Raw genomic sequence first — 14,411 nt, 5'->3', positions numbered from 1 at the left:
GACATGGTAGTTGGAGATTTTCCAATTGAAACAGATACTATAGTAATCGGTTCTGGTCCAGGAGGTTACGTGGCTGCAATCCGTGCTGCGCAACTTGGACAAAAAGTAACAATCGTTGAAAAAGGAGACCTTGGTGGCGTATGTTTGAACGTTGGATGTATTCCATCCAAAGCCTTAATTACTGCAGGTCACCGTTATCATGATGCCAAACATTCTGAAGATCTTGGTATCACTGCTGAAAACGTAAAAGTGGACTTCTCTAAAGTTCAAGCCTGGAAAGGTACTGTAGTAGAAAAATTAACAAGTGGTGTTGGCGGATTACTTAAAGGTAACAAAGTAGACATCGTTAAAGGTGAAGCTTACTTTGTAGACGCTAATAACATCCGTGTTATGACTGAAAATAGCGCTCAAACATATACATTTAAAAACGCTATTATCGCAACAGGTTCTAGACCGATTGAATTACCGACATTTAAATATTCTGATCGTGTCATTCATTCCACTGGTGCTTTAAACCTTGATCATATCCCTGCAAGCATGGCTATTATCGGCGGTGGAGTAATTGGAGTTGAGCTTGGTTCTGTATATGCTAACTTTGGTACTAAAGTAACCATTCTAGAAGGTATGGACGAAATCTTGGCTGCTTTCGAAAAACCAATGTCTTCTATCGTTAAACGTAACTTGAAGAAGAAAGATGTAGATATCTTCACTAAAGTTAAAGCTAAAGGCGTGGAAGAAACTGAAAATGGTGTAATTGTTACTTACGAAGAAAAAGGCGAAGAGAAAAAAGTTGAAGCTGAATATCTATTGGTAACAGTTGGAAGAAAACCTAATACTGATGAAATTGGTTTAGAACAAGTCGGTATTGAACTAGATGAAAGAGGCTTCATTAAAACAGATAAGCAATGCCGTACATCTGTAAGTAATATTTTTGCGATTGGTGATATCATCTCTGGCCCTCAATTAGCTCATAAGGCTTCTTATGAAGGTAAAATCGCTGCTGAAGTTATTTCAGGACATGCAGCTGAGATTGATTATCTAGGTATTCCTGCAGTTGTATTCTCCGAACCGGAACTTGCAACAGTTGGTTATACTGAACAACAAGCAAAAGAAGAAGGTTTAGATATCGTTGCTGCTAAATTCCCATTTGCAGCAAACGGACGTGCTTTAGCATTAAATTCTGCAGAAGGATTTATGAAGTTAATTACACGTAAAGAAGACGGATTAGTAATCGGTTCTCAAATTGCTGGACCTGGTGCTTCTGATATGATTGCAGAGCTAGGCCTTGCAATTGAAGCAGGAATGACTGCTGAAGACATCGCTATGACTATTCATGCTCACCCTACATTGGGAGAAATCACAATGGAAGCAGCAGAAGTTGCGATGGGAAGCCCAATCCACATTATTAAATAATTAATTATTTTTTACACCCCTATCCTTTTTGGACAGGGGTGTTTTATTTTGTCGGTAAAGTGGTAAAATATAGGATAAGGTTGTCGAAAGGTGGAATTTCATGAGATATGCTATAGCTTTGCTTACATCTATGGTTCTGTTGCTATCTGGTTGCGGAGAAGAAGAGAAGGCGAAAGAAGATACACCTAATAAAAGTGTAGAACAGACACAATCAAATCAGGGAACAAAGCCTAATAAAGCTGAAATTAACAAAGAGGTACCTAAAGAAACAGCAGCGAAGCCGATAGAGGAGATTTCACAAAACTATCAGGTCAATCTAACAAATTGGAAAATTGAGCCTATAGAAGATGGTGAAAAGAAAGTAGCTCTATTAACCATCGATGATGCACCGGATCGATATAGTTTAGCAATGGCAAAAAAATTAAAAGAAATGAATGCCTCTGCTATATTTTTCGTTAACGGACATTTTTTGGAATCGGATGCGCAAAAAAAGATATTGAAACAAATCTATGATATGGGATTTGAAATCGGTAACCATACATATAGCCATGCCGTCCTGCCAGAATTGGATGAAGAGGCGCAAAAAGAAGAAATTATTAAAGTGAATGATATGGTGGAAACTATAACCGGTGAAAGGCCCAGATTTTTTAGAGCTCCATATGGGCAAAACACAGAGTTCTCAAAACAAATAGCCAAAGAAGAAAAAATGCAGTTAATGAATTGGACAATAGGATACGATTGGGAAAAACAGTACCAAGATAAGGACGCTTTAGTGAAAGTTATGCTTACTAGCAAAGAATTGTATCCGGGAGCAAACCTGCTTATGCATGACCGTAAATGGACTAATGATGCAATGCCAGAATTAGTTGAAGGATTACGTGCAAAGGGTTATAGGGTGATAAATCCTCGTGAAATAAAATCTTTTTAATGGAAGAGTTCTGGCAGCCTCAGTAATTAGGCTGCCTTTTTCAATACTATTTTTAAGTAACTAGTTGAAGAGTGGATGGGTGGGTAATATGTTTGTACAGAAATCCTTTGGTATGGTTAGCGCCTGCTTAAGGGGAAACCTCCGGATTGAGTTAATATGTGTTGGCAAAACTAGATCTGTCCTTGCTCGGTAGATGATTCATGATTTGACGACTTTCTAGATAGCTATTCAACCAGTAGCTTGATCATCACTATTAGGTACATATAGGTTATAAGCCCTCTAAATAAACCAATTTAAAGTATAAAGTATGGCTCTACTTTTTTAGATTAAAATGGATGATTCTCCCGTTAAATAAATGAAGTTCCCCTTTTAATTTCTTTGATAAAAATTTAGCAAACTCATTAGCCTTCGATTTATCACCAATTGTAGAGTGTTGAGATAGACTGATTTGGATATAAGGGACTCTTTGTTTATTTTCATCAGGGGTTTGTATATATTCATAATCCACTCCAATGGCTATCATGTGATAGTCCTTTTCCTCTGAGTATAAATAAAACCAATTATGTTTCCCTTCGTCTGTTACTTTCAAAACATAAGGAAATGCAGTTTTACTATAATCCCATGCTAATTGTTCGGAAGTATGCGAGATTGATTGTCTATACTGATTGATCAATTGTTTAATGTCCTCAATAGTTATGTCATCTTTTATGGATCCCTTCATTTTTATAAACGTTGATAAAGTCATAGGAACCTCCCTGAATTAATTTATTTTAATTAGTTTATCATTACCTGAAAATGGATAACAAGGGTGATAATGAAAACGCTTTTCTTGGTTAAGTGTATTTAATTTCATTAATGAAGGAATTCATGGATAAAATCATTAGAATAATAGCCAATTTAACTGTTTAAATATTGATATTACACTTACTGATACATTTGCAGGATAAGAGTGTCTAATTGTCATATTAATAATATATTATACACAATTTAACGAAAAATATTTTAATGTGTTATACAATTTGGGCTTGAAATATTCAATGAGTTATACTATTATTGATTTATGGAATTAAAACGCTTTCTTGGAAGGTGTTTACATTTAGAAAAGGAGATGAAATGAATGGGTACAATCGTATGTACAGGATGCAACAATACAATCGATCATTTTGAAGACGAAAAAGTAACAGTATTGTATGCAACATGCACTGATTGCCACAGTTGTGAACAAGAATAGTCACTAGACCAAAACCGGTTCATTTCAAAAACTATAATCATTTAATCTTGAAAACTATAAAAAGTTAACATTAGCGATGACAACCTTCAATTTTCCAGGGGTTGTCTTTTTTATTTACTCGCAAGAACACGGTGTATTCTTTACTTATTCTTTATATGATAAATTAATGATACACAAATGATTGGTTTCACTTTTCAATTAAGAAGCGAATCATATATTGCCATTGTGTAAAAGCAATCCTAACGACAAAGGAGGGTGTTTTATGTGGAAAACGCGTGTAACAGAGTTGCTTGGCATAGAGCTGCCAATAATTCAAGGGGGGCTGGCTTATCTAGCCTATGCTGAATTGGCTGCCGCCGTTTCAAACGCTGGTGGACTTGGTCAAATTACAGCTATGTCATTGAGCAGTCCTGAGGATTTAGCTAGTGAAATTGATAAGGTACGTTCTATGACTTCTTCCCCATTCGGAGTTAATTTTGCTATTGGTAACCACGGTAAACCTTATGAAGAATTTGTACAAGTGGTACTCTCCAAAGGAGTAGAAGTTGTTTCTGTTACAGGGGGAAACCCGAAAGAATTTTTAGAGATGTTTAAGGGTACTGGAGTAAAAACACTCGTATTGACTGCAGGGGTAAGGCATGCTATGAAAGCTGAAGAACTTGGAGCAGACGCAGTTATGGTGGTTGGCTATGAAGGTGGAGGCCATATAGGAAGAGATGAGTTGAGTACAATGGTCCTGGTGCCTCAGACAGTTGATCATGTCTCCATTCCTGTTATTGCTGCTGGAGGTATTGGAGATGGAAGAGGTTTAATGGCAGCGCTGGCCCTGGGTGCTGAAGGTATAGAAATGGGTACACGATTCATTACTACGAAAGAATGTATACATGCTCATGCCGCTTATAAGCAAGCAATCATAGATAGCTCTGAAAAGGATACGGTAGTGATTAAAAAGAGCTTAGGTGCTCCAGGACGTGCCATTCATAATCCGCTTACGGATATTATCCTTGGAATGGAGGATAATAATTGTACATATGAGGATTTAAAAGATTATATTAGTGGTGTAAGAAACAAAGCATTTATATATAATGGAGATTCAGAAGCTGGTTTTGGTTGGGCTGGTCAAGTTGTTGGTATAATTAAGGATGAGCCAACAGTAGAGCAATTGTTCAGTAGAATGCTAGCGGAAGCAGCAGCTATAAGAGAACGCTGGAAAGCAATTACAACATAAGAGGTGGTACATATGGATTATCAATATCCGATTGATTATGAATGGTCTACTGATGAGATCGTAAAGGTTATATCTTTTTTTCAAGGAATCGAGAAAGCTTATGAGAACGGGATAGAAAGGGAACAGTTAATGAACCTTTACAATGAGTTTAAGCGAATTGTTCCTTCTAAATCTGAGGAAAAGAAATTGTGCAATGAGTTTGAAGAAGTGAGTGGCTACTCTGCCTATCAAGCAATTAAGCGAGCAAAAAACAGTGCTAATGAAGGATTTATAAAATTAAGCCGATAAAAGACATTAACCCCCTTGGCATAGTGCTAATGGGGGTTAATGTCTTTTTCGAGTTTATTAGACATTGTACAGGGGTATTAAATGTACAAATACATTATGAATAATTTCAACTAATTGATCACCGGAAAGCTGAACAGCTTCCTCGCGTGGAATTTGATAGCCGCATAATAATTCAGCTTTTTTGACTGTTTGTAAACGATTAAACATATCGTTTAAGCCATCGGTTGATAATGTACTGTGAGGAATAACTTCCGGCTTCATGTGATCAATAGACCACACGTAATCAGATGGGATAAGATTTTTTATCGATTCAGTTTGGCTAGCCAATCGTTGTCCCTTTTGCGCTTTGTCTTTGGCTTCATAAATAATTGCATACCAAATAAATAAATGGGTTTCCCACAGACCGATTTGAAAATGTGGCTGCATTTTGTAACCGCGTGGATTGGATGAAAAAGATACCCATGTATCATTCGGCGGGTTAATCGTACGACGAGCATGCTTTGCAATATGGGGATACATTGGATCTTGTGTTAAAACAGATAATTCCTCTGTGAAAATCTGACTTAATGTTTCAAATTTGGGACGTATTAAGGTTTTGATTGCATCCATTCGTTGGTCGAGACCATCTATTGTAAATACATTAAAGTCTTCATTTGTGAAACCTTTTATAACCATATATATTACCTCCTATTCTCTCTTATTTTAGCATAAGAATAGAGAGGCTAAATAATATTATGCATATGTAACTAGGCGCTTGTCTATTTTGGTTGCAATAATCCAGAAAGAACATACTATAGTACAAAGTACAATTAAATTTCTGAATTTTCTTAAAATAAATGCAAGGAGAGGATTTTTATGAAACAGGTAGTTAATCACAAACTGAAAGCTCAAGAAGTCGAGAAACATAGAAAAGTAGTTCTCCGGATGGAACTGGATTATGAATTGGCTACCTTATATGAAGCTATTCAGCAGGATGATGAAAAACAAAAAAATTGTTCAAAACAAAAACTTGAAAGAATAAGAAAAGAACTTCTGCGCTTAAAAGCACTTTAATAGTGGATATTATTATATGATTTTTTGATTGATTAAGACGAACTGCATGTTCTCGTTCATGATGTTCGTCTTTTCTTGTTATTTAATGTCATTCGAATTAAACTGGAATTAATATACATACTATAGAAAAGATTTTAATTGAGGTGGGAAAAATGGCGGAATGGTCCAACATTCACGAGATGGCGGTTCAATGGATTAAAGAAGCAGGGGTAAAGATTATTAACTCATTTGAATCAATTTTAGATATTAACACAAAATCAAATGTAAATGATTTAGTCACTAATATGGATATGGAAATAGAGCAATTCTTTAAAGAAAAAATATCTGAACAATTTCCTACTCATCATATTCTCGGTGAAGAAGGTTCTGGCCATGATTTGCAGTCACTGGATGGAGTAGTTTGGATTATCGATCCTATAGACGGAACAATGAATTTTGTGCACCAGCAAAGAAATTTTGCGATATCAATAGGTATAATAGAAAATGGTATTGGAAAGATTGGGCTAATATATGATGTTGTCCATGATGAACTGTATCACTGTATAAAGGGAAAAGGAGCTTTTCTCAATGATAGCGAGATTCCTAAGATAAAGGAAGTTCCACTTCCCGAATCTATTATAGGTTTAAATCCAATTTGGCTGACGGACAATAAAAAAATTGATAAGAATCTGACGGGCAGACTTGTCAAAGATATAAGAGGGACCAGGTCCTATGGATCTGCTGCCCTTGAAATTGCCTATGTTGCTACTGGGAGAATGAACGCTTATATATCGATGAGATTGGCGCCATGGGATTTTGCGGGGGGAGCCGTGATTATTGAAGAATTGGGTGGAAAAGTGACTGATCTGCAAGGTAACCCGATTCATTATCTAAAGAAGAGCTCATTCCTAGTGTCATCGCCAGCTTTACATGGAGTGATTCTTGAGCAGTATTTATCATCCTGATGGCTATAAAAGAGAAAAAGCATCAGTACTGATGCTTTTTTATTGCTTAAAATATGATATTGCGGTAAAATTATTTAGTTAAAAGAATAGTCTAAAGTTTTTCTCTCCAACGCTTTTTTAGTGTAAAGCCGCTTCCCATAATGCCGATAAAAGCTAACAAGCATAGGACAATGGCCACTACACTTCCTTCAGCGATGGATATAGCAATTCCGCATAAGCTTGTCACAGCGAGAACTGCTAGCAGCATAAATATAAAGTTAATATTCATATGTAATCACCCCAATCTTCATATTCATTGTACACAATACGATAGCAGCTTTCTAGTTTCAGTATGTTATAATGACAAGGTTGGTTTCGATAAGCATAAAATCTGGGAGTTGAAATAGTTTGCAATACAGAAATGACGTCAAAAATATAGCGATTATCGCTCACGTTGACCATGGTAAAACAACTTTGGTCGACCAATTGTTAAAACAAGCAGGTACATTCCGTTCTAATGAACAAGTTGCTGAAAGAGCAATGGATTCCAATGATCTTGAAAGAGAGCGCGGAATTACAATTTTAGCGAAAAATACTGCCGTTAACTATAAAGATACACGTATTAACATATTGGATACACCGGGACACGCAGACTTCGGCGGAGAAGTAGAACGTATCATGAAAATGGTAGACGGTGTTCTCTTAATCGTTGATGCGTATGAGGGTTGTATGCCGCAAACCCGTTTTGTACTAAAAAAAGCATTAGAACAAAAACTTACGCCAATCGTTGTTGTTAACAAAATTGACCGTGACTTTGCTCGCCCTGAGGAAGTAATTGATGAAGTTATTGATTTGTTTATTGAATTGGGTGCTACTGAAGAACAATTGGAATTCCCAGTTGTTTATGCATCAGCAATTAACGGTACCGCTTCTTTAAGCCCTGATGTGGCTGATCAAGAAGAAAATATGGAGTGTTTATTTGAATCAATCGTAGAAAATATTCCATCACCTGTTGACAATCGTGAAGAACCGCTGCAATTCCAGGTTGCTTTGCTGGATTATAGTGATTATTTAGGAAGAATAGGAATTGGCCGTGTTTTCCGTGGCACAATGAAAGTTGGACAACAAGTATCCTTAATGAAACTTGATGGAACTGCGAAAAATTTCCGTGTAACTAAAATATTCGGCTTCCAAGGATTGAAACGTGTGGAAGTAGAAGAAGCCTTACCGGGTGATTTGATTGCTGTCAGCGGTATGGAAGACATTAACGTTGGGGAAACAGTTTGCCCAGTAGATGTTCAGGAGCCGCTTCCAGTTCTGCGTATAGACGAGCCTACATTACAAATGACATTTGTAGTAAACAACAGTCCATTCGCCGGCAGAGAAGGTAAATGGGTAACATCACGTAAAATCGAGGAGCGTTTAATGAGCCAGCTCCAAACAGATGTAAGTTTACGTGTGGATCCTACTGATTCTCCGGATGCCTGGATTGTTTCCGGACGCGGAGAGTTACACTTATCCATTCTTATCGAAAATATGCGCCGTGAAGGATATGAACTTCAAGTGTCTAAGCCTGAAGTAATCATCCGTGTTATTGATGGTGTTAAATGTGAACCTGTGGAACGCGTACAAGTTGATATTCCTGAGGAATACACAGGTGCAATCATGGAATCATTAGGGGAAAGAAAAGGCGAAATGCTGGATATGGTCAATAACGGAAGCGGACAAGTACGTCTAGTGTTTAACGTTCCTTCCCGTGGATTGATCGGGTATACAACTGAATTCCTAACATTAACTCGTGGTTATGGTATTTTGAACCATACATTCGATTCTTATCAACCTATGCAGGCAGGTCAGGTTGGAGGAAGAAGACAAGGTGTTCTTGTATCCATTGAGACAGGTAAAGCTACTCAATACGGTATCATTCAAATTGAAGACCGCGGCGTTATCTTTGTAGAGCCAGGTACTGAAATTTATGAAGGTATGATTGTTGGGGAACATAATCGTGAAAATGACTTAACTGTCAATATTGTTCGTGCTAAACAACAAACAAACGTTCGTTCCGCTACAAAAGATAATACAGTTACTATGAAAAAACCTAGAATCATGTCACTTGAAGAAGCATTGGAATATTTAAATGATGATGAATACTGCGAAGTAACACCAGAATCAATTCGTTTACGTAAAAAGATTTTGGATAAAAACGAACGTGAAAAAGCAGCTAAGAAAAAGAAATTCGCTGAATAACTTTTACCTTTGGGGAGAGGGAGCGTTTTAAAGTGGATATTACAAATAACCTGCCGTTCTTTGCAGACTTGTATCGAATAGGAGATCCACAATATTCACAAATAGGGGTGTGGGCTCTATATTTGACGATTGTAGTACTTTGCGGAATAGTGTATAAACTGGGGTTTGCTAGAAAATTAAGTCTTGGAAAAAGCATAGTAGTCTATGCCATTATGGCCTTTGGATGCAGCTTTTTGACCTTTTTGGCACTATTCTTGCCTGTAGCAGAAGTACTGGTAGTGGCTGCTGCTTTTCTGGGAATTTATAAATATAGACTCCGTAAGGAAATGAAAAACGAGGTAAATGCGGAATAAGGAGTGAGCGAATGAACTCTGTTCAGGATGCGATCTATAATTGGTTAACGATAAAAGTTGTCATTGATTATCGACCTGAAGATACCGCAGCAAATGAAACAGTCCTCTGGTTCGAAAATACCTTGCAGGAGAAGTTTGGTATATCAGACTATCACTATAAAAAAAGTGGCGGTTGGTATATCGTCACCTATAAAAATGAAGAGTCTGTAAATGAATTCAGGTTTCCGGAGGATATGATTGAGGTTATGCTCAATCAAATACTCCAGAATCCGGATCATTACCGTAATTATCCATCATAAAAAAACAGAGAAGATGAGTATCTCATTCTTCTCTGTTTTTTTGTTTTTATTTGAAGATTACAGGTAAAACAGCCCGATTTCTTTCAGGTATATGTAGTTTACCACGTGTCCTCTTCTTTAGCCGCCCGATATAATCTGAAATTTCCAGTGCTTTTTCGTGCAATTGTTCGTTCTTCGATACGTTTATTGCATTCCTGACACATATATGTATGAATTGGACGATTTCTAAGTCGTTTAGCCATTAACGTTTCATCATCAATTGATTCGATTTTATCACAGATTACACATTTAACTCGCATTACAGGACACCCCAATCTATTGCATGTAAAGTCATTATACCATATAAGGATTTTCCATACATGGTTATGGAATGGTCTGGTTATTTGAAACGGATAAGATGAATGATTAAAATTTTTATCAAACTTTAAGAATAAAACAATTTAAAGGAAATGGGTTATTTTCTTCTATTTTTGTATGTAAATACATATATTTGAGCATCAGATTTGTCCAGCTATTAAAAACAAAATTCCATCCGGCTTATTTTGATTAAACGTGAAAAATGCAACTCTTGCTTATTAAATGTTGTATTTCAATAAGTCATCAGCGTGTTGTAAAGCTCTGGATAGGTAATGAAATTATGACACAGGAGGATATATTTTGAGCAAAATTTATGTTCTAGATACGAATGTATTATTGCAGGATCCAATGTCTATTTTTTCATTCCAGGATAACGAGGTCATCATCCCGGCAGTAGTATTGGAGGAACTGGATTCAAAAAAACGAAACTTGGACGAAGTAGGGAAAAACGCCCGCTATGTTTCAAGACTTATTGATCAGCTGCGTACAAAAGGTAAGCTTCATCATAAAATCCCATTGTCGAATGGTGGGGTGTTAAAAATAGAGATGAATCATCGCTCACCCCACAATGTCGCAGAATACTTTGCAGAAAAAACAAATGATAATCGTATATTGGCAATTGCCAAAAATTTATCGCTGGAAGAACAGGCAAAAGAAAATGGGCGGAGCGTAATATTAGTAAGTAAAGATATTCTAATGCGGGTAAAAGCGGATGTACTGGGACTTTTAGCAGAGGATTTTTTGAGTGATCGAGTTATCCATGAGGATCAGATGTACGCCGGCTTTATCGAGATATTTGTTTCGCGAGCTGATATAAATGAATTCTATTCCAAGGGAGAGATAGCAGCTCCTGCTGATGTAGCAGAGGGGATTCATTTAAATCAATTTGTCATTATGAAATGCACAGAAATAACTTCGCTTTCTGCTTTAGGAATTATTAGCGGACATGAAAAAAGAATAAAAAAGCTTCGATATAATCAGGAGCATGTTTGGGGTATAAAGCCGCGAAATGTGCAGCAGCATATGGCAATCGAATTATTATTAAGAAGTGATATCCAGTTAGTCACATTAACTGGAAAAGCAGGTACAGGGAAAACACTTTTAGCACTCGCATCAGGTTTGCTTCAAACAGAGGATTTGGGGGAGTATAATAAATTACTGGTAGCAAGGCCAATTGTACCAATGGGGAAAGATTTGGGTTTCCTGCCTGGTGAAAAAGAAGAAAAACTGCGTCCATGGATGCAGCCAATCTATGATAATCTTGAATTTTTATTTAACACAAAAAAGCCAGGTGAATTGGACTCTATTTTAGCTGGTATAAATTCTATTGAGGTGGAGGCCTTAACATATATAAGAGGACGCAGCTTACCGGATAGCTTTATTATCATGGATGAAGCTCAGAACCTTACCAAACATGAAGTGAAAACCATACTGACACGTGTAGGTGAGCGCAGTAAGATTATTTTACTGGGGGATCCTGCTCAAATTGATCATCCTTATTTGGATGAATGGAACAATGGGCTGACATATGTTTTGGAAAAGTTTAAGAATGAAGCCATTGCAGGCCATGTGAATTTAGTGAAGGGGGAACGTTCCGGATTAGCTCAATTAGCGGCAGATTTATTATGAGTGAATCTTCTATCTAATTATCCTAACAGGAATGGGTCAGTGTACTTCCTGCTCCAAATCATTTAGAGTGTTTGTGTATTAGTAGCTTGTAGTTATCAGGGGCCATATAGCGTCTATACGGCTCCTGAACTCTTTATTGAATTGTAAAACCTGTTACGTTTTTAATGGGTGCTTGCCTGTTGGAGCCATCGCCGTGGTAAATATGAATGGGTCCACCCTCATCCGCTTTGATTGGTCGCCCTTTAATAGAAAAGCCAGCAACCAGTTGAAGCGCTTCCTCAAAAGAGAATGTGAAATTAGCATTTTCTGTATGTACAATAACAGCTGCAGAAGTACTTTCAGGTTCAGTGTTCAAGAAAAAAGGCTTTAATACAATCCCGAAACTGTTTTCAGTAAGCTGCTGTTTCTTTGTTTTTATTACAGGTTTACTTGGCGGTGGGGATGCCCCTTCAATGATCTCTTTATCCCATTGTGTTGATACCTGTTTTAAATAGGTCTCCTGTTCAGGATTTTCTTTCTGATTGTTTTCTGGATGCCAAGCATCAAGATCGAATTTCCTGTCATCAAATATCCAAGTGCCAGGGTCGAGATATATCGGGAATTTTACATTCCCTTTTATTTGTAGAATATCTTTCATAATTGACTCTCCTTTCCAATTTTAATCTTATAGCTGCTGAATGAGTATGTACAGTAATTCGCTGCACGAAGGTTATCTTTTTTTAGAAAAAACTAAACTCCTTGACATTACCTTTTCTTGCAATTTTACGATTTTAAGGGTAGAATTTTATAATAGATTGGTTCATTGGGCCATAATGGGGGGTTGCACATTGACATCTGATATCCTTGTCAATCATCAAGAAAAGGCCTACGCATTGTTAAAGGCTGACGCTGATAAAATATTTAAACTAATAAAGGTGCAAATGGACAATTTGACTATGCCTCAGTGTCCGTTATATGAAGAAGTTTTAGATACCCAAATGTTTGGTCTCTCCAGAGAAATTGACTTTGCCGTTCGATTAGGATTAATAGAAGAGAAAGACGGTAAAGAGCTATTGGGATTCCTTGAACAAGAACTTTCTGCTCTTCATGATGCTTCCTTAAGAAAATAAGTAGCAGTCGAAACTCAAACGATGCCGATGTTGTTTGAGTTTTTTTGTTTTTCTTTATATAATTTTTAAACAAGCATATTTTTTAAAATGAAATTTATTCAAGGAGACCTATATGATAAAACGTATTTTAAAATCGTATGATTTTACCCTCATCGCTGTCATTATCGCTATAAGTATTTTTGGTCTTGTAATGGTCTATAGCGCCAGTATGGTAACGGCTGTGTCAAGATTTGGACTTCCGAGCGATTTTTTCTACATAAAACAATTTAGGCATTTAATCATCGGGTTTATCCTGTTTTTCATTGTAGCTGCTATACCTTATCCGGTTTTTAAAAATAAAAAGTTTTTGGTGATCATCGTACTAGGCTCGATTATCTCTCTCGTTGCTTTAAATTTTATTGGCCACACCGCCGGAAATGCGGAGAGCTGGTTTAAGCTTGGAGCGCTAGGGAGTTTGCAGCCATCAGAGTTTATTAAGTTAGGTATGATTATATACTTATCCGCAGTCTATTCGAATAAACAAAAATATATCAATGTCTTTAATAAGGGTGTAGTACCACCACTATTATTCTTGTTAGTTATCTGTTTATTGATCGTTTTGCAGCCGGATATCGGGACGGCATTCATTCTTTTTATGAGTTCTTGTACTATTATCTTATGCTCTGGTATGAATTTTAAGAGTTTAGGTAAACTGCTATCGATTTTGTTCGGAGCTATCCTTGTTGCGACACCAATCATTTTTCTTTTTAAAGACAAGATCTTTACTCCAAAAAGGCTTGAACGTTTCGTAGGATTTTTAGACCCGTTTTCCAGTGAGAAGTATGAAGGATATCAGTTGGTCAATTCTTATGTGGCAATTGGCAATGGTGGCATTACCGGTGTGGGATTTGGACAAAGCACGCAGAAATATGGTTATCTGCCTGAACCGCACACTGACTTTATAATGTCTGTGATTTCTGAAGAGTTAGGACTTATTGGGGTAGGATTTGTTATTATATGCTTGGCTACGATTGTATTAAAAGGGATTCATACCGCGATAAAATCGAATGATCCATTTGGGAGTATGCTGGCAGTAGGTATTTCCAGTATGATTGGAATTCAAGCTATGGTTAACTTAGGTGGAGTAGCTGGACTAATACCGATTACTGGGGTTACTTTACCATTTATCAGCTATGGTGGTTCTTCCTTAATTATTCTTTTGATATCTGTCGGATTACTGGTCAATGTCTCTATGATGACGAGATATGATGCAGCCTACAAAAAAGAACCAGTTGAAAAAGGGGAGACACTCCAGGGATAAGCTGGCTTAAAATAATGAGTAAGAATAATCTTCTTACTCATTATTTTTACTAA

At 36.9% G+C, this 14,411-nt stretch carries 18 protein-coding genes; 13 read left to right on the top strand and 5 right to left on the bottom strand.

The annotated features are described in order from the left end of the window. Nucleotides 1–3: 3 nt before the first annotated feature. Together lpdA and A8L44_RS02145 are read left to right on the top strand one after the other, a co-directional pair. A complete protein-coding gene (gene lpdA / locus A8L44_RS02150; RefSeq protein ID WP_066100846.1) occupies nt 4–1,413 on the top strand; it encodes a dihydrolipoyl dehydrogenase in 1,410 nt (469 codons plus the stop codon). 100 nt (nt 1,414–1,513) lie between these two features. Further along, a complete protein-coding gene (locus A8L44_RS02145) occupies nt 1,514–2,341 on the top strand; it encodes a polysaccharide deacetylase family protein (protein ID WP_066100842.1) in 828 nt (275 codons plus the stop codon). Between the two features lie 313 nt (nt 2,342–2,654). Here the strand turns inward: A8L44_RS02145 and A8L44_RS02140 are convergent, their stop codons facing one another. Continuing rightward, nucleotides 2,655–3,086, bottom strand: coding sequence for a DUF1885 family protein (locus A8L44_RS02140; protein WP_066100840.1), 432 nt, complete (start codon nt 3,084–3,086; stop codon nt 2,655–2,657). Nucleotides 3,087–3,458: 372 nt separating this feature from the next. On the opposite strand from A8L44_RS02140, the gene A8L44_RS18390 reads away from it, so the two are divergent. The 3 genes from A8L44_RS18390 (at nt 3,459) to A8L44_RS02130 (ending at nt 5,088) form a co-directional block, all read left to right on the top strand. Beyond that, entirely contained in the window at nt 3,459–3,572 is a 114-nt protein-coding gene (locus A8L44_RS18390) for a GapA-binding peptide SR1P (protein ID WP_077247942.1), read from the top strand. A gap of 262 nt (nt 3,573–3,834) precedes the next feature. Further along, complete coding sequence (locus A8L44_RS02135) at nt 3,835–4,800, top strand: NAD(P)H-dependent flavin oxidoreductase (RefSeq protein WP_066100837.1); 966 nt, start codon at nt 3,835–3,837, stop codon at nt 4,798–4,800. Nucleotides 4,801–4,812: 12 nt separating this feature from the next. Beyond that, entirely contained in the window at nt 4,813–5,088 is a 276-nt protein-coding gene (locus tag A8L44_RS02130; protein WP_066100834.1) for a UPF0223 family protein, read from the top strand. A 57-nt stretch (nt 5,089–5,145) separates the two neighbouring features. Here A8L44_RS02130 and A8L44_RS02125 read toward each other — a convergent pair whose 3' ends face one another. Continuing rightward, nucleotides 5,146–5,763 (bottom strand): YktB family protein, encoded by a 618-nt coding sequence (locus A8L44_RS02125; protein WP_066100830.1) that lies wholly within the window; start codon nt 5,761–5,763, stop codon nt 5,146–5,148. Between the two features lie 180 nt (nt 5,764–5,943). Here A8L44_RS02125 and A8L44_RS02120 point away from each other — a divergent pair, with 180 nt between their 5' ends. Continuing rightward, complete coding sequence (locus tag A8L44_RS02120; protein ID WP_066100827.1) at nt 5,944–6,141, top strand: hypothetical protein; 198 nt, start codon at nt 5,944–5,946, stop codon at nt 6,139–6,141. Between the two features lie 152 nt (nt 6,142–6,293). Further along, nucleotides 6,294–7,085 (top strand): inositol monophosphatase family protein, encoded by a 792-nt coding sequence (locus tag A8L44_RS02115; RefSeq protein WP_066100824.1) that lies wholly within the window; start codon nt 6,294–6,296, stop codon nt 7,083–7,085. Nucleotides 7,086–7,176: 91 nt separating this feature from the next. Here A8L44_RS02115 and A8L44_RS18820 read toward each other — a convergent pair whose 3' ends face one another. Further along, on the bottom strand, nt 7,177–7,353 hold the full coding sequence (locus tag A8L44_RS18820; protein ID WP_175354216.1) for a DUF5325 family protein: 177 nt from the start codon (nt 7,351–7,353) through the stop codon (nt 7,177–7,179). Nucleotides 7,354–7,472: 119 nt separating this feature from the next. On the opposite strand from A8L44_RS18820, the gene typA reads away from it, so the two are divergent. Genes typA through A8L44_RS02100 form a run of 3 tightly spaced genes read left to right on the top strand, consistent with a single transcriptional unit; the run spans nt 7,473 to nt 9,963 of the window. Continuing rightward, nucleotides 7,473–9,311, top strand: a complete 1,839-nt coding sequence (typA, locus tag A8L44_RS02110; RefSeq protein WP_066100821.1) for a translational GTPase TypA — start codon at nt 7,473–7,475, stop codon at nt 9,309–9,311. 32 nt (nt 9,312–9,343) lie between these two features. Beyond that, a complete protein-coding gene (locus A8L44_RS02105) occupies nt 9,344–9,664 on the top strand; it encodes a YlaH-like family protein (RefSeq protein WP_066100818.1) in 321 nt (106 codons plus the stop codon). A gap of 11 nt (nt 9,665–9,675) precedes the next feature. Next, on the top strand, nt 9,676–9,963 hold the full coding sequence (locus A8L44_RS02100) for a hypothetical protein (protein WP_066100815.1): 288 nt from the start codon (nt 9,676–9,678) through the stop codon (nt 9,961–9,963). Nucleotides 9,964–10,061: 98 nt separating this feature from the next. Here A8L44_RS02100 and A8L44_RS02095 read toward each other — a convergent pair whose 3' ends face one another. Then, the gene (locus A8L44_RS02095; RefSeq protein ID WP_066100812.1) at nt 10,062–10,262 is read right to left on the bottom strand and encodes a YlaI family protein; all 201 of its coding nucleotides are present in this window, start codon (nt 10,260–10,262) and stop codon (nt 10,062–10,064) included. Nucleotides 10,263–10,617: 355 nt separating this feature from the next. Here A8L44_RS02095 and A8L44_RS02090 point away from each other — a divergent pair, with 355 nt between their 5' ends. Further along, nucleotides 10,618–11,949, top strand: coding sequence for a PhoH family protein (locus A8L44_RS02090; protein WP_175354235.1), 1,332 nt, complete (start codon nt 10,618–10,620; stop codon nt 11,947–11,949). A gap of 133 nt (nt 11,950–12,082) precedes the next feature. Here the strand turns inward: A8L44_RS02090 and A8L44_RS02085 are convergent, their stop codons facing one another. Next, a complete protein-coding gene (locus tag A8L44_RS02085; RefSeq protein WP_066100805.1) occupies nt 12,083–12,586 on the bottom strand; it encodes a hypothetical protein in 504 nt (167 codons plus the stop codon). Between the two features lie 175 nt (nt 12,587–12,761). On the opposite strand from A8L44_RS02085, the gene A8L44_RS02080 reads away from it, so the two are divergent. Together A8L44_RS02080 and A8L44_RS02075 are read left to right on the top strand one after the other, a co-directional pair. Further along, nucleotides 12,762–13,058, top strand: a complete 297-nt coding sequence (locus tag A8L44_RS02080; RefSeq protein WP_373925453.1) for a YlaN family protein — start codon at nt 12,762–12,764, stop codon at nt 13,056–13,058. A 112-nt stretch (nt 13,059–13,170) separates the two neighbouring features. Further along, nucleotides 13,171–14,358 (top strand): FtsW/RodA/SpoVE family cell cycle protein, encoded by a 1,188-nt coding sequence (locus A8L44_RS02075; RefSeq protein ID WP_066100800.1) that lies wholly within the window; start codon nt 13,171–13,173, stop codon nt 14,356–14,358. Nucleotides 14,359–14,411: the final 53 nt, after the last annotated feature.

This window comes from Bacillus sp. FJAT-27986 (genome assembly GCF_001685035.1).
Classification (GTDB): Bacteria; Bacillota; Bacilli; order Bacillales; family Pradoshiaceae; genus Pradoshia.
Note: the sequence above shows the minus strand (reverse complement) of the source record. Positions and strands in the feature narration are given on the sequence as shown.